Annotated in this window: 20 protein-coding genes; 18 read left to right on the top strand and 2 right to left on the bottom strand. The window is 64.3% G+C overall.

All coding sequences use genetic code 11. The features are described from left to right. Window positions 1-56: 56 nt before the first annotated feature. The 9 genes from pyk to GYK42_RS09510 all read left to right on the top strand — a co-directional run bounded on the left by pyk (window position 57) and on the right by GYK42_RS09510 (window position 12,966). The gene (gene pyk, locus GYK42_RS09470; RefSeq protein ID WP_081922461.1) at window positions 57-1,517 is read left to right on the top strand and encodes a pyruvate kinase; all 1,461 of its coding nucleotides are present in this window, start codon (window positions 57-59) and stop codon (window positions 1,515-1,517) included. A 469-nt stretch (window positions 1,518-1,986) separates the two neighbouring features. Continuing rightward, window positions 1,987-2,469 carry a DUF3617 domain-containing protein gene (locus GYK42_RS09475; RefSeq protein ID WP_166447291.1) on the top strand — a complete coding sequence of 161 codons (483 nt, stop codon included), beginning with the start codon at window positions 1,987-1,989 and terminating at the stop codon, window positions 2,467-2,469. Between the two features lie 135 nt (window positions 2,470-2,604). Beyond that, complete coding sequence (locus GYK42_RS09480; RefSeq protein ID WP_166447292.1) at window positions 2,605-3,111, top strand: sigma-70 family RNA polymerase sigma factor; 507 nt, start codon at window positions 2,605-2,607, stop codon at window positions 3,109-3,111. Beyond that, entirely contained in the window at window positions 3,108-4,073 is a 966-nt protein-coding gene (locus GYK42_RS09485) for a FecR domain-containing protein (RefSeq protein WP_166447293.1), read from the top strand. Before GYK42_RS09480 ends, GYK42_RS09485 begins: the two co-directional genes overlap by 4 nt. A 274-nt stretch (window positions 4,074-4,347) precedes the next feature. Further along, window positions 4,348-6,807, top strand: a complete 2,460-nt coding sequence (locus GYK42_RS09490; protein ID WP_240943530.1) for a TonB-dependent siderophore receptor — start codon at window positions 4,348-4,350, stop codon at window positions 6,805-6,807. 74 nt (window positions 6,808-6,881) lie between these two features. Then, a complete protein-coding gene (locus GYK42_RS09495; protein ID WP_166447295.1) occupies window positions 6,882-7,250 on the top strand; it encodes a hypothetical protein in 369 nt (122 codons plus the stop codon). Beyond that, window positions 7,217-7,900, top strand: a complete 684-nt coding sequence (locus GYK42_RS09500; RefSeq protein ID WP_166447296.1) for a hypothetical protein — start codon at window positions 7,217-7,219, stop codon at window positions 7,898-7,900. Before GYK42_RS09495 ends, GYK42_RS09500 begins: the two co-directional genes overlap by 34 nt. A gap of 358 nt (window positions 7,901-8,258) precedes the next feature. Then, window positions 8,259-11,957, top strand: a complete 3,699-nt coding sequence (locus tag GYK42_RS09505; RefSeq protein WP_166447297.1) for a PAS domain S-box protein — start codon at window positions 8,259-8,261, stop codon at window positions 11,955-11,957. A 13-nt stretch (window positions 11,958-11,970) separates the two neighbouring features. Next, a complete protein-coding gene (locus tag GYK42_RS09510; RefSeq protein WP_166447298.1) occupies window positions 11,971-12,966 on the top strand; it encodes a response regulator in 996 nt (331 codons plus the stop codon). A 165-nt stretch (window positions 12,967-13,131) separates the two neighbouring features. Here the strand turns inward: GYK42_RS09510 and GYK42_RS09515 are convergent, their stop codons facing one another. Together GYK42_RS09515 and GYK42_RS09520 are read right to left on the bottom strand one after the other, a co-directional pair. Further along, the gene (locus GYK42_RS09515) at window positions 13,132-14,991 is read right to left on the bottom strand and encodes an esterase/lipase family protein (protein ID WP_166447299.1); all 1,860 of its coding nucleotides are present in this window, start codon (window positions 14,989-14,991) and stop codon (window positions 13,132-13,134) included. 11 nt (window positions 14,992-15,002) lie between these two features. Beyond that, the gene (locus GYK42_RS09520; RefSeq protein WP_058049215.1) at window positions 15,003-15,779 is read right to left on the bottom strand and encodes a DUF481 domain-containing protein; all 777 of its coding nucleotides are present in this window, start codon (window positions 15,777-15,779) and stop codon (window positions 15,003-15,005) included. Window positions 15,780-16,024: 245 nt separating this feature from the next. Here GYK42_RS09520 and GYK42_RS09525 point away from each other — a divergent pair, with 245 nt between their 5' ends. The 9 genes from GYK42_RS09525 (at window position 16,025) to GYK42_RS09565 (ending at window position 25,878) form a co-directional block, all read left to right on the top strand. Further along, on the top strand, window positions 16,025-16,711 hold the full coding sequence (locus tag GYK42_RS09525; protein WP_166447300.1) for a winged helix-turn-helix domain-containing protein: 687 nt from the start codon (window positions 16,025-16,027) through the stop codon (window positions 16,709-16,711). Further along, a complete protein-coding gene (locus GYK42_RS09530; RefSeq protein WP_166447301.1) occupies window positions 16,704-18,068 on the top strand; it encodes an ATP-binding protein in 1,365 nt (454 codons plus the stop codon). Before GYK42_RS09525 ends, GYK42_RS09530 begins: the two co-directional genes overlap by 8 nt. Window positions 18,069-18,285: 217 nt before the next feature. Then, window positions 18,286-19,371, top strand: a complete 1,086-nt coding sequence (locus GYK42_RS09535; protein ID WP_166447302.1) for an acyltransferase family protein — start codon at window positions 18,286-18,288, stop codon at window positions 19,369-19,371. A gap of 180 nt (window positions 19,372-19,551) precedes the next feature. Next, entirely contained in the window at window positions 19,552-20,454 is a 903-nt protein-coding gene (locus tag GYK42_RS09540; protein ID WP_166447303.1) for a VirK/YbjX family protein, read from the top strand. A 112-nt stretch (window positions 20,455-20,566) separates the two neighbouring features. Beyond that, on the top strand, window positions 20,567-21,541 hold the full coding sequence (gene hemB, locus GYK42_RS09545; protein ID WP_070218449.1) for a porphobilinogen synthase: 975 nt from the start codon (window positions 20,567-20,569) through the stop codon (window positions 21,539-21,541). A 67-nt stretch (window positions 21,542-21,608) separates the two neighbouring features. Continuing rightward, window positions 21,609-22,952 (top strand): MBL fold metallo-hydrolase, encoded by a 1,344-nt coding sequence (locus tag GYK42_RS09550; protein WP_166447304.1) that lies wholly within the window; start codon window positions 21,609-21,611, stop codon window positions 22,950-22,952. A gap of 56 nt (window positions 22,953-23,008) precedes the next feature. Next, complete coding sequence (gene msrA / locus GYK42_RS09555; RefSeq protein WP_166447305.1) at window positions 23,009-23,530, top strand: peptide-methionine (S)-S-oxide reductase MsrA; 522 nt, start codon at window positions 23,009-23,011, stop codon at window positions 23,528-23,530. Window positions 23,531-23,540: 10 nt separating this feature from the next. Continuing rightward, window positions 23,541-24,356, top strand: coding sequence for a helix-turn-helix domain-containing protein (locus GYK42_RS09560; protein ID WP_166447306.1), 816 nt, complete (start codon window positions 23,541-23,543; stop codon window positions 24,354-24,356). Window positions 24,357-24,531: 175 nt separating this feature from the next. Continuing rightward, window positions 24,532-25,878: an MFS transporter gene (locus GYK42_RS09565; protein ID WP_205711344.1), complete on the top strand. Its 1,347-nt coding sequence runs from the start codon at window positions 24,532-24,534 to the stop codon at window positions 25,876-25,878. Window positions 25,879-25,883: the final 5 nt, after the last annotated feature.

Consider the following 25,883-nt stretch of genomic DNA (forward strand, 5'->3'; position numbering starts at 1 on the left):
GACGGCCGGCCCACAAGGCTGGCCCTTGTAGCAACTTATTATAGAAAGCAGCAACCATGACCATGCAAGTACAGCAACGCGCCACCAAGATCGTTTCCACCATCGGCCCCGCTTCGAACGATATCGATACCCTCGTCCGCATGTTCAAGGCTGGCGTCGACGTCGTGCGCCTGAACTTTTCGCATGGCAAGGCGCAAGATCATATCGACCGCGCCCGCATGGTGCGTGAAGCGGCTGCCCTGTGCGGCCGCGAAGTGGCCATCATGGCCGACTTGCAAGGCCCGAAAATTCGCGTCGGCAAGTTTGAAGAAGGCAAGATTTTCCTGGAAAACGGCGCCAAGTTCATCCTCGACGCGAAATGGGGCGAGAACGGCGAACTGGGCAATCTCGAGCGCTGCGGCCTCGACTACAAGGAATTGCCGCGCGACTTGCGTGCTGCCGACGTATTGCTGCTCAACGACGGCCTGATCGTGCTGACGGTCGATAAAGTCGTCGGCAGCGAAATCCACACCACCGTCAAGATCGGCGGCGAATTGTCGAACAACAAGGGCATCAACCGCCAGGGCGGCGGCTTGTCGGCCCCGGCCCTGACGGCGAAAGACATGGAAGACGTGAAAACGGCGATGAGCTTCCAGGCCGATTACGTGGCCGTCTCGTTCCCGAAAAACGCCACCGACATGGTCATGGCGCGCCAGCTGGCCAACATCGCTGGCGAAGCATGGGACCACAAGCCGATGATGATCGCCAAGATCGAGCGCGCGGAAGCCATTCCTGCGCTGCAGGAAATTCTCGACGCTTCCGACGGCATCATGGTGGCCCGTGGCGATTTGGCCGTGGAAGTGGGCAATGCGGCCGTGCCGGCCTTGCAGAAACGCATGATCAAGATGGCGCGCGCATCGAACAAGCTGGCCATCACGGCCACGCAGATGATGGAATCGATGATCGTCAACGCCGTGCCGACCCGCGCGGAAGTATCCGACGTGGCCAATGCCGTGCTTGACGGCACGGATGCCGTCATGACGTCGGCGGAAACGGCGTCGGGCCGCTATCCGATTGAAACGGTGGAAGCGATGGCCGCCATCTGCCTGGACGCGGAAAAATGGGACACCTGCAAGCTGGACGCCGATTTCCTCAACGCCACGTTCTCGCGCATCGACCAGTCGATCGCCTACGGCGCCCTGTTTACGGCCCACCACCTGCGCGTGAAAGCCATCGCCACCCTGACGGAATCGGGTTCCACGGCCTTGTGGATGAGCCGCTGCAACATCGACATCCCCATCGTTGCACTGACCCCGAGCGTGGGCACGCGCCGCAAGCTGGCCCTGTACCGCAACGTCAGCACCCTGGAACTGACGTCCGGCACCGACCGCGACAAGGTCTTGCAGCAGGCGGAAGATTTGCTGGTGGAACATAAAGTCGTGGCCAAGGGCGACACCGTCGTGCTGACCTGGGGCGAGCCGATGGGCAAGGTCGGCGGCACGAACGCGCTGAAAATCATGAAGATCGGTCAGCACTGATCGTATTAGACCCGTATCCACCGCAATGGCAGATGCCCAATCTGCCATTGCGGGGATCAAATTTTCATGTCAGCATGGTTTCCTGCCTTCCAGGGCGCATCCGGAGTTTATGATGACTGCATACCTGCCTGCCTTGACCTGGTCGCTGTCGGCCTTCGCCTGCCTCTTCATTGCCAAACGCCGCTCCTTACGAATAACGGCCATCCGTGCCATCCTGGTGACTTTCCTGGGGCCGTTCGCCATTCCCTTCGTGTTGGCCGCAAGGCCCGGGATGCAGGGCCTTGCGTGCGGCCTGCGCGCGTTCCTCTTTGCTATATTTGCAGCACCTAACAAAACCGTAGCGAGCGGAAGGAAGTTGCGGTTGAGAAGCGCAACTGTACGAAGGTACAGTGAGCATCGCAGACCGCAAATTACGACGCGCAGTAGGTTTTGATAGGTGTTCTTAAACTTTTAGCTAAAAGGAATGCTTATGAAGCGCAGCGCGACCTTGATTCTGATGACTGTTTTCCCCTTGTGCGCGGCCACGTTCGCTTCGGCGGCCGAGCCTGTGCAGCGCTTGCAGCGCGCCACGGGGCTGTGGAAGGTGACGCCCGCCACCTCGCCATTTTCCTGGGAAATCTGCGTCGACCACGCGCGCGACCGCCTGATCGACGACGACCTGTGGTCCGGCTTCGAGCAGGAATGCAAGATCGAGTCGCACAGCCGCGAGGGCGACAGCTACCAATTCGCGTCCAGCTGTCCGGACGCCAGGCTGACCGGCACCTTCAAGGGCGATCTGGCCAAGGCATATACCCTGAGCGCCGATACCACCGTGCAAGTCAATGGCAAGAGCGAGATGCAGCATACGGAATTGGCAGCCGTGTTCCAGGGCGCCTGTCCGGCGGGGTTGGCGCCGGGCGCAAAGAAAATGCGCGGCGGCATGGTGATGAAGAGCTTGTATACCGACCGCTAGAAGATTGCAGCCACGCTGAAACAACAGTTTCCAAGGATAGGCAGGCGCCGGCATTGACGCCGGAGGCCATGATTTGTGATAATGAGAATTATTATCAATTAGCCGCGCCTTGCCTTGCGTGCATCGGAGTCCCTAGTGAACATTGCACAGTCCAGCGAGTCGATAGCCTGCATCTACAGCAGCCACCACGGCTGGCTGATGCGCTGGCTGCGCGCCAAGCTGCAGTGCGCCGACCATGCGGCCGACCTGGCGCACGATACCTTCGTGCGCCTGCTGACGGCGCCGCCGGAGAGCCGGCAAAGCTTGCGCGAGCCGCGCGCCTACCTGACGACGGTGGCGCAGCGCCTGCTGATCGACCACTACCGGCGCCTGTCGCTGGAGCAGGCATGGCTGGAAACCCTGGCGCAGCAGCCTGAATTGCTGATGCAGTCGCCGGAAGAGCGGCTGCTCGTGCGCGAAGCCTTGCAGCGCATCGACGCCATGCTCGACGGCTTGCCGCCGCTCGTGCGCAGCGCCTTCCTGCTGGCCCATGTCGATGGCCTTGGCTACGGGGAAATCGCCCGGCGCCTGGCCGTGAGCGAGCGCAGCATCAAGCGCTACATGGTGCAGGCGTTCGAGCGCTGCATCCTGCTGATCCTGTGAGCGGGGGCATCGATCCCCGCGCGGCGCGGGCGGCGGCGCAATGGCTGGTGCGCCTGCATGGGGGCGCCTTGACTCCGGATGAGCAGCAAGCATTCCAGGCCTGGCGCGCCAGCGATCCCGCGCATGAAGCGGCGTGGCAGAGGGCCGAGCTGGTGTGCAGCACCCTGGCCAGCGTGCCGCCTGCATTGCGCCAGACGGCGGATGCGGCGCCGCAGTCGCCGCAGCGGCGCGCCGTGCTCTACGGCCTGGCCGGGCTGATCGCGGCCGGCCCGGCGCTGTGGCTGGCCAGCCAGTCGGCGCCATGGCAAGCGTGGCGCGCCGGCATCCGCACGGCCAGGGGTGAAATCCGCCACATGGCATTACCCGACGGTACGCAACTGGTGCTCAATACGGACACGGCCATCGACGTGCGCTTTGACGACACGGCGCGGCAAGTTTTGTTGCATGCAGGGGAAATTCACGTCGCCACGGCGCACGACGCAGCCGTGCCGGCGCGTCACTTCCTCGTGCGCAGCAGCAATGGCACCGTGCGCGCGCTGGGCACGCACTTCAGCGTGCGCCACGTTGGCACCATGCTGACGCGCACGCAGGTCAGCGTCAGCGAGGGCGCCGTCGAGATCCGGCCAAGCGAAGCTCCGGACGCCTCGCGCAGGATCGATGCGGGCCGGCAGGGCAGTTTCGATGACCGTGCCGTTTCTGCCTTGACGCCGCTGGCGCCGCACGCTGCCGGCTGGCTGCAGGGCGTGCTGATCGCCGAGCGCATGCCGCTGGGCGAGCTGCTGGAACAGGTGGCGCGCTACCGTTACGGCGTGCTGCGCTGCGATCCGGCGCTGGCGGCCATGCCCGTGGACGGCATCTTCCAGCTGAACGACCCGGACAACATCCTGCTCCTGCTGCAGCGATCCTTGCCGATCCGGCTAGCGCGCCGCACGCGCTACTGGATCAGTGTCGAGGCGGCATGAGCTAGTCGCCTTACGCATGCCGGGTCTTGTAGGTCGGCTTAGCCCGCAGGGCGTAAGCCGACAGGCAATGCGGGCTGGCCTTCTCGGCTTACGCGTGGCTGCGCCCCGGTAATCCGACCTACGATGTTCCGCCAAGCCGACGAGCGCCGCTTATTTACATTTGGCCTGTCCCTTTTTCCGGATTGCTTCGTCATACAGGATAGAGAACGAACAATCTGAACCATCGAAAGGGCTTTACATGGCTTTGCAGCACCGTACCTTTACAGTAGCACGCATGACGCTCCATCCCACCACCGGCGCCGTGCGCGCCGCGCTGGTCTTGCTCCTCGCCATAGGTGCCACGGGCGCCAGCTTGCCGCAAACGGCGCTGGCCGCCGAGGCCAGCCCGGCCGCCACCGTGCGCGAGTACAGCATTCCCGCCGGCAGCTTGCGCGATGCGCTGGCCTCGTTCGCCATCGCCGCCGGAATCAACCTGTCCACCCAGGGCGTGGCGCTCGACGGCCTGGCGACGCCGGGCTTGCAGGGCAGTCATGGCATCACGGCCGGCTTGCAAAAGCTGCTGCAGGGCAGCGGCCTGGAAGTGGCGGACGGCGGCAATGGCAATTACCTGCTGCGTAAAATGAATACCGGCACGGCCGATGGCGGCCTGGCCAGCATGCCCGCCGTCGTCGTCAGCGCCGAGGCGGACCGCGCCACTGAAGGCACGGGTTTATACACGTCGAGGAATATGTCGACGGCGACGGGCTTGAACCTGTCGCAGCGCCATACGCCGCAAACGGTCAGCGTCATTTCGCGCCAGCAGATGGAGGATTTCGATTTGACCACCTTGCAGGACGTGGCGCGCGCCACGCCTGGCATCTATGGCAAGACGCAGGGCGTATCCGACCAGGAAACCACGTATTTCGCACGCGGCTTTGCCTTGAGCCACGTCAATGTCGATGGCTTGCCGCTGGACGTCACGGGTTTCAATGAGCGCAACGTCTCGGCCGACATGCTGATGTACGACAGGGTGGAAGTGGTGCGTGGCGCCACGGGCTTGATGGAAGGGGCGGGCGCGCCGTCGGGCAGCATCAACATGATACGCAAGCGCCCCACGGCCACGCCCCTGCTGAATACCTCGGCCCACCTGGGCAGCTGGAAGGACAAGCAATTGACGGTGGACGCCAGCAATGCGCTGAATGCGTCGGGCAGCGTGCGGGGCAGGGTGGCGGCCAGCTGGCGCGACAGCGACAGTTTTGTCGACGTGGTCAACAACAAAAACAGCACCGTGTATGCGATCGTGGAAGCGGACTTGACGCCGTCGACCACGGCCGGCATCGGTTTTTCGCGCCAGCACAGCCGCACCGACGGCGTGTTCGTCGGCTTGCCGACCTTTGCCGACGGACGCCACATGGACTTGCCCCGTTCGACTTTCCTGAACAACGCCGATTCCTTCCAGAAGCGCGACAACAACGTCGTCTTCGCGGACCTGGAAACGCAGCTGGAGAAGGGCTGGCGCAGCCGCTTCGCCATCACGCGTATCGACGCCTCGTCCAGCACGCGCAATACCACCAACAGCCGCATCGATGGCGAAATATACAAGCTGAATCAGTCGGAAACGGGGTGGAAGTACAACACGGAGCAAGTCGTGGCCGACTGGCGCCTGAGCGGTCCCGTCACCTGGTTTGGCCGCCAGCATGACGTGATCGTCGGCGCCAGCTACCGCCACGACGATTCCGATGCGGGCCAGAGCTGGGAAGGCGCTGCCACGCGCGTGATCGATATCCGCCAGTGGAATCCGTATGCCTACCCGATGCGCGGCGCGGCGTTCGAGCCCTACAACTGGGGCCGCAAGACGGACGAGAAGGGTGTGTATGCAGCCGGTAACTTCAGCTTGGCCGATCCCCTGCGCCTGGTGCTGGGCGGGCGTTTCGGCTGGTATGCGCAGGATGTGACGGGCTGGTATTCCACCAACCCCGCCTGGCGCCGCGGCCTGACGGAAAACGCGAAGTTTACGCCGTACGCGGGCCTCGTCTACGATGTGGACCGGCATCACTCCGTGTATGCGAGCGGCACGCAGATCTTCGAGCCGCAAAGTTCGCTCGATGCACGCGGTAATACCTTGCCGCCGTTGAGCGGCACCAACCTGGAAGTGGGCGTCAAGGGCGAATATTTCGGCGGCCGGCTCAACGCCAGCGGCGCGCTGTTCCGCATCAAGCAGAATAATCGCGCCATGGCCGACGAGATCAATTGTCCCACGGGCGGCGCCATCTATTGCGCCCGCGCGGCCGGGCAAGTGCAAAGTGAAGGCGTCGACTTGCAGGTGTCCGGTTCGCCCTTGCCGGGCTGGCAGATCGCCGGTGGCTACACCTATGTACTGGCCAAGTATACGAAGGACAGCGTGGCCGCCAACATCGGCCAGCGCATCGCCACGGACGAGCCGAAGCAGCTGTTCAAGCTGATGACGAATGTACAGCTGGGCGGCAGCCTGGCGCAATGGAACGTGGGCGCCAGCGTGTACGCACAGGATAAAATCTATCGACGCGACACGAATTACCTGACGCGGCAGGGCGGCTATGCGCTTGTCGGCCTGACGGCCGGCTACCGCCTGAGCGAGCAGGTGCAACTGCGCGTGAACGTGGACAACCTGTTCGACCGCCGTTACTACCAGGGCCTCGGCTATTCCTGGTCGGGCGGCCTGGAGCGCTACGGCGCGCCGCGCAGCGTGCTCGTCTCGCTGAACTACAAGATGTAAGGCTGGCGTAGCGGAGCGCGTCCCCGGCGGCGCCTCTGCTACACTGCCGCCGTCTCCATTTCTACACTGTTGCCATGTCCGCTACGCCCATCCTCACACCCCTGAAAAACGCATTCCAGCAATCGCGTGCGCAAAACAACATCGAGCTAATCCTGCCTGAGCTGCTGGCGGCGCAATTGCAGGTCGTCATCGGCGGCAAAAGCGAGCAGATCGACCTGTTCCTCGTGCCGTCACCGAATCCCGAGCGCCAGTGCGTGACGGTGGCGGAAGACCTGGCTTTCCTGTCCGGCATCGCCTTTCCCAAGATTCCCGTCACGGGCGCGCAATTGATCGCCTCGATTCCGGCCGAGATCGAAATCGTCCTCCTGCATGGCGATGGCGCCAACTACCTGACGCGCGAGCAGTTGGCGTGGTTTCGCCGCATGCTGGCATCGAACGCTTGAGCGGCGAGACGCCATTGCCAATAAAGGCGCGCGCCGAATGGATACGCTTTTCGGCGGCCGACGAGGCCAGCTCGCAGGCGGCGTTGCTGGCCGGCGAGCGCCCCGTGCTGTCGCGCAGCGTGCTGCTCGGTGGCTGCGCCCTGATCCTCGCCTTGATCGGGCAAGCCGTCTGGCGCGACACGCCGTATGCCGGCGAAGCAGTGTTGTTCGGTCCGCTGGCGCTGGCCAGCTGGATCGGCGGCCTCATCCTGTACCCGGGTCGCGCTTTTCTCTTCCATGTGGAACTTGACGGCGCGGGCCTGCTGCTGCGGCGCCAGGCGCGGCGCCTGCCGGGCTGGGAGCAGGCCGTGCGGCTGGACCTGGCGCAGCTGCGGCGGCTGGAACTGGTCAGCCATGGGGGCGCGCAGCAGGTGTACCGGGGCGCACAGCCGCTGGCGCGCGTGCAATTGCTGCTGCACACCACGCGCGACGATTTTCCCCTGATCCGCGTGGTGGGCCTGGACTTGCCCGTGCCGCAGCGCTGGTCCTTGCGGCAGATCAAGGACGAACTGAGCCGCCGCTGCCAGCAGGCCGGCATTCCCGTCAGCATGCAGCATGGATCGCCAAGCCAGGAGTCGGGCGCCATTCGCGCAGGCTGGCCCCCGGGCTAGGCGCGCGCGGGCCATTGTCGCATCGTCGCCGCAATAATTATCATTTTTGATAACTATATTGCTGAAGTCCTATGAATATTTTCGCAAAGCAACTATACTCATGGCTCTTTAAAAAATCATCGTCACGCTGGCGGCCAGACATCCGCGCCAGAGTTCGTACGCATTCCGCTTTTTCCCTCTGAAAAAAGCACCTTTCCCCCGCGCGGCAGGCGCGGGCGTGATGACCGAGCCTTGCCCTGGTCGACTGCTACCGTTGTCATTTCCGCTGTGTTGCCGCTTTAGTAAAAGCCTGGCGCCGGCGCGCGGTGCGCCGTCATGTTTTGCGACGTTAGGTTTCACTCTCTTATGCCACGACAGTATGCTTAGTTCCATCTTTGCCGTATCGACCGATACCATGCAGTACATCTATGGCACGCACAATGCCTGGCTGGTGCTGTTTTCCATCGGTATCGCCATCTTTGCCTCGTTGATGGCCCTGCAGATCGCCGGCATGGCGCGCAGCAGCGAGCGGGGCTTCCAGCGCCAGACGGCCATCATCACGGGCGCAATCGCGCTGGGCGGCGGCATCTGGTCGATGCACTTCATCGGCATGCTGGCCTTCGACATCTGCACGCGCGTGTCCTTCGACCCCGGCCTGACCTTGCTCTCCATGCTGCCCGGCATGGCCGCTTCGTGGGTGGCGCTGCACATGCTGGCGCGTCCGAGCATCAACTGGCGCCAGCTGGTGGTGGGCGGCGTGCTCGTCGGTGTGGGCATCGGCTCCATGCATTACAGCGGCATGGCCGCCATGCAAACGTCGCTGGCCTTGCGCTACGAACCTTGGCTGTTCGCCCTGTCGCTGCTGGTGGCGGTCACCATGGCCATGCTGGCGTTGTGGGTGCGCTTCGGCTTGAGCGCCATGCGCCAGCGCCTGAGCCCCCTGGCGTCCTTGCTGCTCAGCAGTGTGGTGATGGGCCTGGCCATTTCCGGCATGCATTACACAGGCATGCTGGCGGCGCGCTTTTCCGGCACGCCCACGGCAGGCGAGAACACGATCACGGTGCAGGCCTCGTTCGTGGCCCTGGCCGTGGCCCTGATCACCGTCACCCTGACCGTCTTCGTGGCCGCCGCGAACGGCTTGCTGCGCTACCGCCAGCTGCTGCGCCACGCCAGCGTCAGCGAATCGCGCCTGCGCGCCATTGTCGACACGGCGGCCGATGGCCTGATCACCATCGATGGCCAGGGCAAGGTGCGTTCCTTCAATCCCGCCGCGGAAAGCCTGTTCGGCTGGCGCGAAGCGCAGATCGTGGGGCGCGACGCCAGCGTGCTGCTGCAGCCGGCCGACGCGGCCGAATACGAGGGCTATCTGCGCGATTACCTGGAAACGGGCGCCTCGCGCATCCTCGACAGCGGACGCGAACTCGATGGCCGCCACAAGGATGGCGCCGTGCTGCCCATGCGCGTGGCGATCGGCAAGATCGATGCGCCGGGCCAGCCTCTGTTCGTGGCGTTTGTCACGGACATGCGTTCCTCGCGCAGCATGGAGCAGGCGCTGAAAGACAGCGAACGCCAGTACCGCACCCTGATCCGCAATATCCCCGGCGTGTCCTTCCATTGCAGCTTCGCGCCCGAATGGAAGATGATCTTCATCAGCGACGCCGTCTTCAACCTGACGGGCTGGATGCCGCAGGACTTCGCCGAAGGGCGGGTCAAACTGTTCGACCTCGTGCACCCGGACGACCGCCAGCGCGTCAACGACACCTGCGTGCAGGCGGCCGGCGAACGGCGCGATTTCGAGAATGTCTACCGCATGATCCACCGCGACGGGCGCGAGCGCTGGGTGCGCGAAAGCAGCGGCCCCGTGCTCGATAACGACGGCGTGGTGCGCTGGATCGACGGCGTCATCCTCGACATCACGGAAAGCGAATTGCGCAACGCTGAATACGAAGGCAAGGTGACGGCCATCTCGCGCGCGACGGCCGTCGCGGAGTTCGACCTGCAGGGACGCATCCTGGCGGCCAACCAGAACTTCCTCGACCTGACCGGTTACCAGCTCGAGGACGTGCTGGGCCTGCACCACAGCGTGTTTTGCGAGCCGGGCTACGTGACCTCGCCCGACTACGTCGCGTTCTGGCAGCACCTGGCGCAGGGTGAATTCAATACGGGCGAGTACAAGCGCATCGGCAAGCATGGCAAGGAAGTGTGGATACAGGCCTCGTACAACCCGATCTTCAACACGGATGGCAAGCCGTTCAAGGTGGTCAAGCTGGCCACCGACGTGAGCGAGCGGCGCGCCATGCAGGAAAACCTGCGCGCGGCGAAAGACCGCGCCGAGCTGGCCGCCGAATCGAAGACCAGCTTCCTGGCCAACATGAGCCATGAAATCCGCACGCCGATGAACGCCATCATCGGCTTTACGGAAGTGCTGCTGGGAACTGCCCTGGACAGCCTGCAGCGCCGCCATCTGGGCACGGTGCGCCAGTCGGCTCGTTCGCTGCTCGAGCTGCTGAACGACATCCTCGACATGGCCAAGCTGGAAAAAGGCGCCACCGAGCTGGAACTGGTGGACTTTTCGCTGCCGGACCTGGTCGACCACGTGGCCGCGTCGCTGCGCATCACGGCGCATGCGCGCGACCTGGTGCTGCATGTCGATGTCGATCCCGGCATGGGCCAGTTCTTCCTGGGCGACGCGCGCCGGGTGCAGCAAGTGCTGACGAATTTGATCGGCAACGCCGTCAAGTTCACGGAAGTGGGCCATGTGCGCGTGGCCGTCGGCATGCAGGGCGAGCAGGTGCATATTGCAGTGCACGACACGGGCATCGGCATTCCCGCCGACCGCCTGGATAAAATCTTCGCTCCGTTCACGCAAGCCGATTCCTCGATGAGCCGCCGTTTTGGCGGCACGGGCCTGGGCACGACGATTTCGCTGCAATTGGTCGAACTGATGGGGGGCACCATCACCGTGGAAAGTACCCTGGGCGTGGGCAGCGTGTTCCACGTGCTGCTGCCGCTGGCGCCGGGCAAGGTCGTGTCGCGCCGTAGCGAGCAGCCCGTGGTGGCCTTGCCGCCGCTGCGCATCCTGGCGGCCGACGACGTGCCGCAGAACGTGGAGCTGCTCCTGATCAGCCTGGGCGCGGCCGGCCACCAGGTGATCGCCGCCAGCGATGGCGAGAGCGCCGTGCGCGAGTTCAGCAAGGGCAGCTTCGATGTCGTCCTGATGGACGTGCAGATGCCGCGCATGGATGGCCTGGAAGCGACGCGCCTCATCCGCGTGTACGAGCGCGAGCAGGGCCTGACGGCAACGCCCATCATCGCCCTGACGGCCAGCGTGCTGGAACAGGACCGGCGCGCCGCGCAGACGGCCGGCATGAACGGCTTTGCCTCGAAGCCGCTGGAAATGCACAAGCTGACGGCGGAAATCGCGCGCCTGCTCGATATCGCCGTGTCCATGCCGCCGACCGCGGCGGCGCGTGCGGCCACCGGCCAGGTGGACTGGCAGCGCGGCATCGCCCTGTGGGGCGGCCGCGAAGCCTTGCAGCGGGCGATTGGCCGATTCGTGCAAGCCAATGGCGACTGCGCCGCCATGCTGACGGCCGAACTGGAGCGCGGCGGCAGCAGCGTGGCGGGCCATTTGCTGCACCGTATCAAGGGCGCGGCGGGCAACCTGTGCCTGGTTCAGATTGAAAGCCTGCTGGGACGCATCGAGCAAGCCATCTCGCGCCAGTTGCCGGCGACCGAACTGCTGGTGCAGCTGGCCGCCGCCTTCATGGCGCTGGCCGGCGAGCTGGAAGAATCGGGTGTGCCGGCCGTGGCCGTGGGTACGCCGGCTGCCTGCGCGCCACTCGATGCCGCCGCCGCCGGCGCCTTGCTGCGGCAAGCCATTGCCAGCCTGGAAGGCGGGCAGCTCGACGATGCCCTGATGGCGCAGATCGCGGCCATGCTGGCGCCGCACGGGCAGCAGCCGCGCCTGCAGGCGCTGGCCAGCGCCATCGACGACTTTGAATTCGCGCGCGCCGCGGGCGTGCTGCGACAGCTGCTGGCGTGGCTGGAAGCGCCTATGCCTGCCGACCTTTCCTGATATTGGGCCAACGATGACCTTACACGAAGACAAACCGATCCTGCTGCTGGTCGACGACGAAGCGACGAATCTGCAGGTGCTGCGCCAGATACTGCAGGACGATTACCGCCTGCTGTATGCCAAGGATGGCGAGAAGGCGCTGGAACTGGCGCAGAACAACCCCGTCGAGCTGATCCTGCTCGATATCATGATGCCCGCCATGACGGGCTACGAAGTGTGCCGCCAGTTGAAGGCCATGCCGGCCACGGCGCCCATTCCCGTCATTTTTGTGACGGCCCTGTGCGACGTGAAGGACGAGGCCGACGGTTTTGACGCGGGCGCCGTCGATTACATCACCAAACCGGTCAGCCCGCCCATCGTGCGCGCCCGCGTGCGCACGCACTTGTCGCTGGTGGACGCCGAAGAATTGCGCCGCTCGCGCCTGCAGGTGATCCAGACCCTGGGCCAGGCGGCCGAATACAAGGATAACGAGACGGGCATGCACGTCATTCGCATGAGCTATTACGCGCGCCAGCTGGCGCTGGCGGCCGGCTACAGCGCGGCCAGGGCGGAAGACCTGCTGAACGCGGCGCCCATGCACGACGTGGGCAAGATTGGCATCCCCGACGCCATCCTGCAAAAGCCGGGCAAGCTCGATGCGGACGAGTGGCAAGTCATGCGCAGCCACGCGGAAATCGGCGCGGCCATCATCGGCGAGCACGCAAGCGGCTTGCTGAAAATGGCGCGCACCATCGCCTTGACGCACCACGAAAAATGGGACGGCAGCGGCTATCCGCAAGGCTTGAAAGGCGAGGAAATCCCCCATGAAGGCCGCATCGTCGCCATCGCCGACGTCTTCGACGCCCTCACCAGCGAACGTCCATACAAGCGCGCCTGGACGATCGATGAAGCCATCGCCACCATGCAGCGCGACAGCGGCACGCACTTCGATCCTGAGCTGCTGGCGCTGTTCGTCGAGCAACTGCCGGCCATGCTGGAGATCAAGGACAAGTGGCGCGAGCCGGCGTGATGCTGTGTCCGTAGTCTGGTAATTTGGATTAGCGGGGCAAAGCCCCGTGTAATCCGACAACGTTGTTGGCGCTGCCCAAAGTGAAGCTAACGATGTCGCCGGATTACGGCCTGCGGCCTCGGCGGCCCCGCCTGATCCGACCTGCGCTGCTATCGCCCTGGTGACTTAATCCGGCATGCGTAGTATGCGCCGTATCTCCAGGATCGCCTGCGGACTTTCCTGCACGCTGTGCCAGGATGGGATGACCTTTTCCGACTGCGCGCCGTCGAGGTGGGCGCTGGCATACGGCACCACGCCGTCGCTCGATTCCGCCAGCGGCAGGTCCGGCGTGTCGTTGCCCATGATGGAATAGTAGCGCACGTTCGGGCTGATGGGCAGGTCGGCCACCAGGCGCACGAACGGGTCCTTGTCGCTGAGGTTATCGATGCTGTTGGGGATGCGCAGCGGCTCGCTGCTGCCCGTGTCGAGCTGCGCCAGACTGCCTGCCGCGTCCGACAACTGGTCTAGCATGGTGATGGGGAGCGTGACGAGGTTGGCGATCCAGCGCGCCACTTTGTGGTTGGCGAACGAGGTGCCGCGGTGCGGCGCGGCGATGAAGATGGCGCGGTTCACCTGCGGCATGGCCGTGAAATTGAGGTAGGGCGCCAGGCCCGCGCGCACTTTTTCCGCCTTCTTTCCCTTCAAATTGTATTCTTCCGTGATGGCGTCGAGCAGGGTGTTGCTGGCGTCGGAGACCATCAGGCGCGCCAGCACGCCGCCCATGCTGTGGCCGATCAAGACCATGTCGTTGGCCGCGTCGGCCTTGGCGGCAGGGTCGAACTGCGCCAGGGTTGCGTTCAGCGCCTTGCGAATGGCGGCGTTGTTGGCGGCCAGTGGCGCATTGCTCGGGTAGTACACCTGCCAGATCTGGTAGCGGCGGCGCAGCTGTTCGTCGCCCATCAGTTCATTTGCCACGTTGATCCACGCTTCCGGGCTGCTGGCCAGGCCATGCAGCATGACGATGGTGCGCTTGTTCGGATCGTAGGGCTGCATCAGGTGCACCTGCGGGCGCGAAATGCCGTCGGCGCTGCCGAACAGGGTGCGCAGCGCCTGCACGCCGAAGCCTGAGCGGGCCAGCCACAGGCCGTAGCCGGCCGTGAAGTTGGCCGCCACGGGCAGTTCCTGGCCGGCCATGCGCGTCGATTCGTTGCGCGTCGGGTCGACCAGCATCACCAGCAGCTGCTGCGTGGCCAGTACCTCTTGCAGGCTGTTGCCGCCGAAGCGTATCAGCGCCGTGACGACGGGGAAGCGGGTTTCCTGGAAGGCCGCGTCCCTGGCCCCGGCGGGTTTGGGCATGACGGCCACGAGGTCGGCGCCGAAGCCGTCGCGCCGGTACACATTGCGCAAGCCGGAAAACGACAGCGAGGTGGCCGGCAGCAGTTCATCGGGCAGGGTGCCGTCGTCGGGCAGGCGCAGGGCCGACAATTCGCTGTCGATCTCCCAGCCGGCGACGCGGATCACATGGCCGTCCGGCCGGTATTCGCCGCGGTGGCGGAACAGATTGCCGACGGCTTTTTGCACGGCATAGTTATAGTAGTCGCGGATTTGCGTCTGGCGTTCCTCGAAGGCGCGCTGGCCCGGCGTGCGCGTCGTGTAGAACAGGTAGGCATAGGCGTAGCGGGCCGACTCGAGCCAGGCGGCCAGCCGCTCCGCGCTCGGCTGGGCGCCCTGTTTTTCTTCCGCCAGGGCGCTTTCCAGCCACAGTTCGGACAGGGTGGCCAGGCGCTGCTCGTCGCTGAGCAGCTCGGAGCGGGCCAGGTCGGCGCGGCAGCTGCCCGTATTGGCTTCGCAGGCGGCGATGTCGCTGCCGATGATGCGCAGCACCTCGCTGGCCGAGGCGCTCAGTTTGCCCGTGGTGAGGATGTCGCCGCGCCGCTGCTGCAGGTAGTCGGCCGGCGAAATCGCGCTGACGGTGACAGCGGCGCAGCCGCTCAGCAGCGCCGCGGCACACAGGAGGGCGCATACGCGCAGACGCCGCATCAGCATGGGGGTGCGTCCTAGAACGAGTAGACCAGGGTCAGCGAGGTTTGCGTATCCGTGTTCTTCTTGTCGTCCGGTACGCGCGTGTCGTTGCGGGCGCTGAAGGCGGCCTTCATCTGCATGGTGCCGTTGATTTTTGTGCTCAGGGCCGTTTCGGCGATCGAGTGGGTGTTCGAGGTGCCTCGTTCCACGCTGACCGTCTGGGTGAACATGGCCGACTGGCTGATCTTCCACTTCATGGCGGCCGCGCCGCGCACCGTCAGGCCGTGCTCCGATTCGCCCGCGTCGTTGGTGCCGCTGAAATAGCCAGGACCGAATTCCACGTCGACGCTTTTGTCTGTCGACTGGTACCAGCGCGAGCCATGACCGACGGCCAGGGTCGAGTACTTGGTGTAGGCGCCGAATTTGTCGTTCACGTGCGAGGCCAGGACGAACAGTTTTTCATGGTCGGCCATCAGTTTGTAGGCGGCCTTGGCGGAAGCGGAAAAGCGTTCGGCCGAGCGTTCGCGGATCTTTTGTCCATCGTCGTTCGTCGTTTCGTCTTCCTTGAAGTAGCCGCTGAAGATGTACTGGTTGCTCCAGTCATCGAGTTCCTGGCGCGCGTCGATCTTGCCCGTGACGGAGGTGCCGACCGTGTTGCCCGAAGTGGTGATGGCACCCAGTTCGGCGGAAGTGCTCCAGCTGCCGATGGGGATTTCATCGAACAGCATGCTTTGTTTGGTATCTGCGGCGGCGGCGCTGCCGCAGCTGATGGCCATGGCCAGCGCCAGTGCGAGAGAGTGGGTCGATTTCATGGCTGTATTGGTTTGTGGTGCGCGCCAGGCGCGCCGGATGTTCGTTAGTGGCAGTGGTGGCTATAGAGGCCGCGGCAAGCCGGGAGGCGCCGATAAAACAGGGGCGCAGGCGCGCGGCCAAACAATGTCGAGGCCGTATTGTACCCGACCCTGTCGTCGCGCGCCGCACGCGGCGGGACTGGCAAGTGGCGCGCGCCTGGCGTATGCTGCGCCTATTTGCTGCCTGATCTTTACAAGGAAATCCCGTGCGCTGCCTGGTCATCGAAGACGAAGCCGAAACTTCCCGCTATATCTGCGCCGGCCTGCGCGAGGCGGGCCACAACGTTACCGCCTGCGACAATGGCATCGACGGCATGCGCCTGGCCTGCGGCGAGGACTGGGATGCACTGGTGCTCGACCGCCTGCTGCCCGGCGAGATCGATGGCCTGGCCATCGTCGCGCGCCTGCGCGGCATGGGCCGCAACACGCCCGTGCTGGTGCTGTCGGCCCTGTCGAGCGTCGACGAGCGCGTGCGCGGCTTGCGCAGCGGCGGCGACGATTACCTGTCGAAACCGTTCGCCATCGCCGAACTGCTGGCGCGCATCGAGGCGCTGCTGCGCCGCGCCGCGCCCGTGCCCGAATCGACGCAGCTGCAGGTGGCCGACCTGGTGCTCGACATGCGCACCATGCGCGTGACGCGCGCCAACCGGCAACTCGCCTTGCAGCCGCGCGAATTTCGCCTGCTCGAATACCTGATGCGCCACCAGGGCCAGTCCGTCACGCGCGCCATGTTGCTCGAAGCTGTGTGGGACTACCATTTCGATCCGCAGACGAACGTCATCGACGTGCAGGTGAGCCGCTTGCGCACCAAGGTGGACAAGGAATTCTCGCCGCCTCTGATCCACACGGTGCGCGGCGTCGGCTACACGCTGGGCGTGATCGACAGTGCGTAACTGGCACCGCTCGATCGCGGCCCGCCTGGCGCTCGGCTATGGCGTGCTGGTGGTCGTGTCGATCAGCATCGTCTGCGCCGTATTCTATTTCGGCACCATTGGCGTGCTCGATCGCAGCGTGGACCGAAAGCTGACCCTGCTCTCGGAGCGCCTCGCCGCGCTGTACCAGCAGGGCGGCAGCAGCCGCACGACGGCGGAAATCGCCCATTTGCTGACCGACCGCACCGACAGCGACACGGAGATTTTTTTGCTGGTGGACGCCGATGGCCGCCGCGTGGCGGGCAATCTGTCGTCCTGGCCCGACGTGGGCAGTCCCGTAGGCCGCTTGCTGCACCGCGATGTCACGCGCGAAGGGCGCAGGGTGCCCGCGCGCATGCTGATCCGCGACCTCGATGGCGGCGCGCGCCTGTTCGTCGGGCGCGACATGGAGGAGGGCAGGTCGATCCGCTCCCTGGTGCTGCGCTCGCTGGCCTATGGAGGCGGGGTGGCCATCCTGCTGGTGGTGGCGGGCGCCTGGCTGTTCCGCCGCCAGCTCGAGGCGCGCATCGGGCAAATCCGCCGCACGGCGGGGGAAATCGAGGCGGGTGACCTGAGCCGGCGGATTCCCGTCTCCAGCGAAGACGAATTCGGCTTGCTGAGCCGCGACATCAACCGCATGCTCGACCGCATCGAACACTTGATGGAAGGCGTGCGCCACGTGTCGAACGCCATCGCGCACGACCTGCGCACGCCAATGGGGCGCATCCGCAACAAGCTCGATGGCGCCTTGCGCCAGCAGCAGGGTGTGGCAGGCTACGAAAGCGCGGCGCAGGCGGCCATCGACGACATCGACGACCTGACGCGCGTGTTCGACAAGCTGCTGCAGATCGCGGCGGCCGAATCGGGCATGCGCCCCGAGAATTTCGACGATATCGACCTGCAGCAGATCGGCGCCGACATCGTGGAAATGTATGAAGCGACGGCCGACGAGAAGGGCGTGCTGCTGGTGCAGATGTATGGCGAGGGCGTGCCGGCGCGCGGCGACCGCAACCTGCTGGGCAGTGCCCTGGCCAGCCTGGTCGACAACGCCATCAAGTACGCGGGGCCGGGCGCCACGGTGGAAGTGTCGGCCGGCAGCGATGAGCACGGCAGCTGGCTGGTCGTACGCGACAACGGCCCCGGCGTGCCGCCTGAAGAACTGCCGAAACTGACGCAGCGTTTTTACCGGCTCGACAAGAGCCGTCACCTGCCCGGCAATGGCCTGGGCCTGTCCATCGTGGCGGCCATCGCGGCCCTGCATGGCGGCAGCCTGGAGATCGAGGATGCGGCGCCGGGATTGCGGCTGCGTTTCAGGCTCGCCGGTTTTGTGACCCGCTAACCCTGCTCTGCCAGCTGCCAGCTTATTGAGGGTGTAATATTGTCTTATTTGCTTCTCAATAAAACATCATGATATAATTTTTGCACTTTTTGCGGCAAACCCATTGGCGGCGGCTCGTGCCCGTTGCCGGCTGGTCGCATCGAGTGATCGCCATATCTGCCTGGTTCTCATTGCTGGCGCGGTGCGTCAGTTCGACAGACGGATACCCGGAGTAAATATGGCTGGTGCTGGCATGAAGAGTGGTCATTTCAGTGGCCGTATTGTTTCCCTCGATGGCTTGCGTGGCGTCGCCGCGATGCTCGTCGCCGTTTATCATCTGCCGGCCATATTCGGTTTCAAGATCACGCACGCCTACCTGGCGGTCGACTTTTTCTTCATCCTTTCCGGCTGGGTCATGGCGTATAGTTATGAAGAGCGCATCCGGCTTGGCATGCCATTCAGGGACTTTCTGCACAACCGTTTTGCCAGGCTGTATCCGCTATACGCCGTCGCGCTGTTGCTGGCTCTTGGCGCCACCCTGATCAAGAGCCGCATTGGTACCACGTCGGCAAACATCGCGTGCTTTTTGCCCAATGCGCTCATGCTGCCCTGCTTGCAGGATGAGGGCCCTTCGTTCCCATTGAATGGGCCAAGCTGGTCTATTTTCGTGGAGGTAGCCATCAACCTGATCTGGTTCTTTGCCGTTCGCATGGGCATGCACACTTTGCGCTGGAAGCTCGCGTTGCACTTTTTCTCAGCGCTGATGCTTTGGGGATTCGCCGTATGGGTGAACCGCTACCTGACCGGGCATGAGTCCGATGATGTACATGAAGGATTGCTGCGTGGTCTGCTGGGATTTGCAGGTGGTTTGCTGTTGTTCCAGTGCCGGATGCATGCCTGGATATTGGCTTATTTTACGGTCCTGGCGCTTGGCGTGTTGGCATCCTTTGTCGCTGGTGGTGATACCGCAGATGTCATACCGCTGGGCCTTTTCGTGATGGGCGTAATGCCGGCGACGGTATGGCTCGCCGCCAGGCTGCGTCCTGCGATGCTAGAAGGCCGGACAGCGGCCTTTCTGGGTGACTGTTCGTATGCCATCTACCTGCTGCACGTGCCGCTGGCCATGATGCTGCAAAAGCCGCTGCGCCTGATGTTTCCGGGAACGGGCATATCGGCTTACATGATGAAGGCAGTGATTTTCACCACCATTCTGCTCTTTGTCAGCAGCATGAGTTATCGCTTGCTGGAAGTACCGGCACGGCGCTGGCTGCTGCAAAGGCTCAAACGCGACGTCATGGGGCCAGCGGCGGGCTCGATCCGATGAGGTAATTGCGCGCGAGGCGCCGGGCTGACATTACCAACTTGTAACCCCCTTCATTTTCACCTCCCCCTATCATCCGCTCTACCCGGCGTAGAGCGGCTGCGTGCGCGCAGCCGCCTGTTCCGGGCTGCCTGCGGCCGTCGCCGCGTCCCGTTTATCCCGACACGTCGTAGAGCCGTTCGCATGCATACTTTTACCGCCACAGGCGACAACGCCGCGCCGCAGCAGGCGCCACTGCGCCAGCACGGCCACCGCATCAAGGCCGCGCTGGGCGCCATTGCCTTTCCCGTGCAGCGCGCGCGCTGGCAAGCCTTCATCGCGGGCACGCCGGGACTGGCGGCACTGGCGCAAGTCCATCCCAGCTTGCTGTACAAGATCTATCGCCCCTATGCCAGCCACCAGTTGGGCTGCGCGGCGCGGGTGGACCTGCTGTGCGGGCATTACCGTTTCCTGTGGCAGGCGGGCGCGCGGGCGCTGGTGGAATACGCGGCGCGCCGCGCGCTGGTACTGGCCAGCATCGAAGGCAAGGATGGCGCCACTTACCGCCTGCAGCTGACAGCCATCCACGACAGCCACCGCGAAGGCGACTTGTGCCTGCGCCTGACGCGCGACGGCGTTTCGCTGTACCTGGCCAGTTTCCTGTTCCGTCCCCAGCCCGGCGGCGCCGTCATGCAGCTTGGCGCCTTGCAGGGATTGCGCTCGCCCGCCGGAGCGCAGGCGGTGAAGGACGCCACGCGGGCGCTGCACGGCTGCCGGCCGAAAAACCTGATGGTGGCCGCCTTGCGCGACCTGGGCGACTTCTTTGGCTGCGCCCACCTGGACCTGGTCAGCAACGCCAACCGCATCGCGCTGAACTGGCGCCGGCGCCGCCATATCTCCTGCGACTACGACCTGGCGTGGCGCGAGCTGCATGCGCAGCCCACCAGCGACGGCAATTTCCGCCTGCCATGCGGCCCTTGCCGGATGCCGGAGCTGGAACTGGTGGCGTCCAAAAAACGGTCGGACGCGCGCCGCCGCGGCGCCATGCTGGTGCAACTGGCGACCGACATGCGCTGGCAAGTGGCGGCCCTGCTGCACGCGCAATGACGGCGCAGGGCGGGGTTTCTTGACCTGCGCGGCTTTTTTGCCGGGCGGTCCGGCGCAACTGGCGCGATCGGCGTATACTTATCGGCGTTGTTAACCTGAAGCCAGTCACCCCATGCCAGCACAATTCCCCACTTCGCGCATGCGCCGCCTGCGCGCGACCCCGCAACTGCGCGAGCTGTTCCGCGAAACCGAGATCAATCCGCGCGACCTGGTCCTGCCGATCTTCGTCGACGAAGGCAGCAGCGATTTCATCGACATCAAGTCCATGCCCGGCGTGCGCCGCATTCCGGAAGCGAAGCTGGCGCAGGAAATCGAGCGCTATGCGCGCGCCGGTTTGCGCTCCGTCATGACCTTCGGCATTTCGCACCACAAGGACAGCCACGGCACGGACACCCTGAACCCGGACGGCCTGGTGGCGCGCATGTCGCGCATCATCAAGGACGCCGTGCCGGAAATGGTGGTCATGTCCGACACCTGCTTCTGCGAATACACGGACCACGGTCATTGCGGCATCCTGCATGGCGACACGGTCGACAATGACAGCACGGTGCTCAACCTGGGTAAGCAGGCCGTTATCGCCGCGCAGGCGGGCGCCGACATCATCGCCCCATCGGCGGCCATGGATGGCCAGGTGGCGGCGATCCGCAGCGCGCTGGATGCGGCCGGCTTCCACGACACGCCCGTGATGGCGTATTCGACCAAGTTCGCCTCCGGCCTGTACGGCCCGTTCCGCGACGCGGCCGGCAGCACCCTCAAAGGCGACCGCAAGACCTACCAGATGGACCCGATGAACCGCCGCGAAGCCGTGCGCGAGTCCTTGATCGACGAAGCCGAAGGCGCCGACGCGCTGATGGTCAAGCCGGCCGGTGCCTACCTGGACATCATCCGGGACCTGCGCGAAGTGACGCGTCTGCCGATCGGCGCCTACCAAGTCAGCGGCGAGTACGCGATGATCAAGTTCGCCGCGCAAGCCGGTGCCATCGACGAGCGCCGCGTGGTGCAGGAAACCCTGGGCGCCATCAAGCGCGCGGGCGCGGACATGATTTTTACTTACTTCGCGATGGATGTGCTGAATAATCCGTACTAATTCCGCATGGGGCAGGGCGGGCGCCTTTTCAGCTATCATGGCGCGCTGCCCAACCTGATCTTTGTTTATGCCCCTGAAAATCTCCCGCATCCTGCACGCCGGCTATGTCTTCGAATGCGAAGGCACGGCCATTGCCTTCGACCCCATCGTCGAAAACCCGTTCAGCCGCAACTGCCACGCGTTTCCGTCCGTGCGCTTCGACCTCGACGCCGTGCGGCAGCTGCGCTGGGATGCCGTCTTCATCTCGCACTTCCACGACGACCACTGCTCGCTCGACAGCCTCGATGTGCTCGACCGCGCCACGCCCATCTATCTGTATTGCGTCTTCGACGAACTGTTCGCGATGCTGCGCGCGCTGGGTTTTACGCAGGTGCGGCGGCTGCACGTCGACGTGCCCGTGCAGGTGGGCAGCATCGAGGTGATCCCGCGCCGCGCGCTCGATGACGATGTCGACTCGCTGTTCCAGGTGCGTGCGGCGGGTCTGAACGTGCTCAACGTCGTCGATTCCTGGATCGGCCCGGAGACGCTAGAACAGCTGGCCGCCTTTGCGCCGTGGGACATGGTGCTGTGGCCATTCCAGACCATGCGCGAAATCGCCGTCATCGCGCCGTCGCAGGCGCAGCCTGGCCCGGTGGAGCTGCCAGACGACTGGGTGCCGCAGCTGCGCGCACTGGCGCCCCGGTACATCGTGCCCAGCTCCTGCCAGTTCGTGCAGGAAGACTGGTCCTGGTACAACCATGCGATGTTCCCGGTTACCTACCGCCAGTTTGCGCAGGAGGTCGGCGCCGCGCTGCCCGAGGCGCATATCTTCCGGCTAGATCCGTCCACGTCGGTGCTGCTTGATGCGCAGGGCATGGCGCCGGCCGCGCCACTGCCCTGGGTCATTCCCGTGGGCCCGCAGGACGTGGATTTCAACTACCGCCCCGACGCGCCGGCGCCCGCCACGGCCGACATCGCGCGCCGTTTCGCGCCCTTGAACGATGCCGATGCGGCGCTGGTGCTCGATTTTTGCCGCAACGGTTTGCTTGAGCGTTACCGTGACATGGAGCTGTCCGAGGACAGCTACTTCCAGCCACCGCGCCTGTGGCGCTTGTCCTTGTACGGCCATGAAGGCGCGGCCACCGTTCTCCATTACCGCACGCACGGCGACTTGATCGACCTCGTGCCGGAGACGGGCGAGGCGCCCGGCTGGACCACGGAGGTGCCGCTGATGAAATGCCATGCGGCGCTGGTACTCGGTGAATCGCTGACGTCAATGTACATGCGCATCAACGATGGCCCTTTCGATGCCGAAGCGCGGGCGGAGCTGGCGGAAGCCGACATCGTCGACGACCCGCTGATCCGCTGCCTGTTCAACGATGCCATCGGCGCCTACCAGGCGGCGCAGCTCAAGCGCTTGCTGGCCCGCTGAAGAAAGTCGCGCGACAGGGTAAGATAGCTGCTTCTGACTAGAACGGGAAAGACACCATGGCACAAGACAATGCGCAAGGCAATGAAACGGCGATCCTGGCCGGCGGCTGCTTCTGGGGCGTGCAAGACTTGCTGCGCCGTTATCCGGGCGTGATCGCCACGCGCGTGGGCTACAGCGGCGGCGACGTGGCCAACGCCACCTACCGCAACCATGGCACGCACGCGGAAGCGATCGAGATCATTTTCGACCCGAACACGATCAGCTACCGCAAGATCCTGGAATTCTTCTTCCAGATCCACGATCCCAGCACGGAAAACCGCCAGGGCAACGACCGCGGCACGAGCTACCGTTCGGCCATCTATTACACGAACGACGAACAAAAACGGGTGGCCGAAGACACCATCCGCGACGTCGACGCCTCCGGCCTGTGGCCCGGCAAGGTGGTGACGGAAGTGGCGCCGGCCGGTCCGTTCTGGGAAGCGGAACCGGAGCACCAGGATTATCTGCAGCGCTTGCCGCATGGCTACACCTGCCATTACATCCGGCAGGACTGGGTCTTGCCGCAGCGCGGGCAGTAAGGAAGCAGATATGCGTTACTGGCGCGTCGAACGGCGGCAGGCGGAAGGGCAGCTGGACTTCGGGCGTACCCTGGAGCTGATGGCCGCCATCGGCCATGCCGACGTGAATGCCGTCGCCGGGGCCATCCTGAAAACGGTCAGCACGGTCGCACCGATTGCCCAGTGCACGATCTTTGCCTATGAATTCGGCAATCGGCCCAGGACTGTCGCCGTGGCCGACCGGCGCGGCGGACGTTTCCTGCAGGATATTGCCGACAGCTACGCACGCCATTACTATGCGCTCGATGGCAACCAGCGCGTGATCGCGCCGGCGCCGGGGCGGAAAATCGATCCCGCTATCGTGCTGCACCAGCAAGCCAGCGACGAGATCGACCACCCCGGCTACCGCGCCGCCTGCTATCAAAAACCGAATGTCTCGGACCGCTTGTCCCTGCTGGTGCAGCCGGCCGGCGATATCTGGCTCTCCGTCAATTTCTACCGCGACAGCAGCCAGGGCAAGTTCCTGTCCGGCGAAGTGGCGGGCATCGAAACCCTGTCGCCGCTGTTTGCCCATGCCGTCAAGCATCACTACAGCCTGAACGGCCAGAATACGCAGGGCGTCGCGCCGATGATGCTGGCAAGGCTGCGCCAGCATTGTCCCGCCCTGAGCAAGCGCGAACTGGACGTATTGCGCTGCGTGCTTGAAGGCCTCACGGCCGTGGAAATCGCCGAGATCATGGGCGTGCAACCGTCCAGCGTGACGACTTACCAGAAGCGCGCCTATAAACGCCTGGGTATTTCCAGCCAGCGCCAGTTGTTCGCGCTGTGCATGGCGCCAGCGCCTTAGTACTTTTGGCGTAGCAATGGCTCCGCCTTTCTGACTGTTTTAGCCGCAAAACGTCCCCAAAATGGGGACAGCGGCCGGCATCGCCGTCTGCATACTGTGTTTTAAGCCGGGATCACCCGGCCGCTCTCACCCAAGAACAATAACAAGGGGAGGGCGACACCTTATGGAGACAAGCATGACCATCGCCACCCCCGCCGCCACTGCGCCCGTTCCTGACGTGGCCGCCAATCAACTGGAACAGCAGGTGATGCGCAAGGTATCGCGCCACCTGCTGGGATTTCTGTTCCTGCTGTTCGTGTTTTCCTTTCTTGACCGCATCAATATCGGCTTCGCCGGCCTGACGATGATGCAAGACCTGGGCTTGAGCGGCACCCAGTTCGGCTTTGCCACCACCCTGTTTTATATCGCCTACATCGCGTGCAGCATCCCCAGCAACATCGTGCTGGCCCGCATCGGCGCGCGTAAATGGATAGGCAGCATGATGATCGCCTGGGGCCTGGCCTCGACGGCGACCCTGTTCGCCAGCGGTCCGGCCAGCCTGTATGCGCTGCGCTTTCTCGTCGGCGTGACGGAGGCGGGCTTCCTGCCCGGCATGCTGCTGTACCTGACTTACTGGTTTCCCAGCGCCTACCGGGCACGCGCCAATGCCCTGTTCATGATTGCCATGCCTGTCACGGCCGCCATCGGTTCGGCCCTGTCGGGCCTGATCCTGGGGCTCGATGGCCACTGGGGCTTGAAGGGCTGGCAATGGCTGTTCTTGCTCGAAGGCATGCCATCCGTGCTGCTGGGCCTGGCCGTGTATGGCTACCTCGACGACTCGCCCAACAAGGCGAACTGGCTTAGCAAGCTGGAACAGCAAGTGCTGGCGCGCATGCTGGCGGCCGAGCGCAAGCCGGCTGCAGTGCACATCGCGCCCCGGCAAAACACCTCGGTGCTGGCGGAAATGCTGTCGCCCACGGTATTGAAATTCGGCGTCGCCTATTTTTGCCTGGTGAATACTTTGGCCATGGTGGCCGTGTGGACGCCTTTGATCGTGAAAAGTTTTAATAGCAACGCCAGCAATACGCAGATCGGTCTGCTGGCCGCGATTCCGCAAGTGTGCACCGTCATCGGCATGATTGCCTGGGGCCGCCGCTCGGACCGCTTGCAGGAACGCCGCTGGCACATCGTCTGGCCCATGCTGCTGTCGGCCGCCGGTTGGATGTTTACGGCCTACTCGGCCAACCCCATCGTGCAACTGCTGGGCGTTTGCATGGCTTCGACGGGCGCTTACACGGCCATGTCCATCTTCTGGACGACACCGGACCGCGCCCTGAGCCTGGGCGCGCGCGCCATCGGCATCGCCGTCATCAACGCGACGGGCAATATCGGCTCGGCCCTGAACCCCGTCGTCGTGGGCTGGCTGAAGGATTTCACGCACAGCTTTGCCACGGGCTTGCTGTACGCCAGCGTGCTGCTGGTGGCGGGCGCGGCCATCGTGCTGACCCTGCCCATCGCCCGTGGCGGCAAAGAACAATCTTGATTGAA

It is taken from the genome of Janthinobacterium lividum (assembly GCF_011601275.1).
Taxonomy (GTDB): Bacteria; Pseudomonadota; Gammaproteobacteria; order Burkholderiales; family Burkholderiaceae_D; genus Janthinobacterium; species Janthinobacterium lividum_E.

Bases quoted from the DNA above. Each gene is read 5' to 3' on its own strand.
- GYK42_RS09520 (WP_058049215.1), bottom strand. From the start codon at position 15,779: ATGAAATCGACCCACTCTCTCGCACTGGCGCTGGCCATGGCCATCAGC.
- GYK42_RS09495 (WP_166447295.1), top strand. From the start codon at position 6,882: ATGTCCGCTACGCCCATCCTCACACCCCTGAAAAACGCATTCCAGCAA.
- msrA (WP_166447305.1), top strand. From the start codon at position 23,009: ATGGCACAAGACAATGCGCAAGGCAATGAAACGGCGATCCTGGCCGGC.
- GYK42_RS09540 (WP_166447303.1), top strand. From the start codon at position 19,552: ATGCATACTTTTACCGCCACAGGCGACAACGCCGCGCCGCAGCAGGCG.
- GYK42_RS09535 (WP_166447302.1), top strand. From the start codon at position 18,286: ATGGCTGGTGCTGGCATGAAGAGTGGTCATTTCAGTGGCCGTATTGTT.
- GYK42_RS09515 (WP_166447299.1), bottom strand. From the start codon at position 14,991: ATGCTGATGCGGCGTCTGCGCGTATGCGCCCTCCTGTGTGCCGCGGCG.
- pyk (WP_081922461.1), top strand. From the start codon at position 57: ATGACCATGCAAGTACAGCAACGCGCCACCAAGATCGTTTCCACCATC.
- GYK42_RS09565 (WP_205711344.1), top strand. From the start codon at position 24,532: ATGACCATCGCCACCCCCGCCGCCACTGCGCCCGTTCCTGACGTGGCC.
- hemB (WP_070218449.1), top strand. From the start codon at position 20,567: ATGCCAGCACAATTCCCCACTTCGCGCATGCGCCGCCTGCGCGCGACC.
- GYK42_RS09505 (WP_166447297.1), top strand. From the start codon at position 8,259: ATGCTTAGTTCCATCTTTGCCGTATCGACCGATACCATGCAGTACATC.
- GYK42_RS09510 (WP_166447298.1), top strand. From the start codon at position 11,971: ATGACCTTACACGAAGACAAACCGATCCTGCTGCTGGTCGACGACGAA.
- GYK42_RS09550 (WP_166447304.1), top strand. From the start codon at position 21,609: ATGCCCCTGAAAATCTCCCGCATCCTGCACGCCGGCTATGTCTTCGAA.
- GYK42_RS09560 (WP_166447306.1), top strand. From the start codon at position 23,541: ATGCGTTACTGGCGCGTCGAACGGCGGCAGGCGGAAGGGCAGCTGGAC.
- GYK42_RS09475 (WP_166447291.1), top strand. From the start codon at position 1,987: ATGAAGCGCAGCGCGACCTTGATTCTGATGACTGTTTTCCCCTTGTGC.
- GYK42_RS09490 (WP_240943530.1), top strand. From the start codon at position 4,348: ATGACGCTCCATCCCACCACCGGCGCCGTGCGCGCCGCGCTGGTCTTG.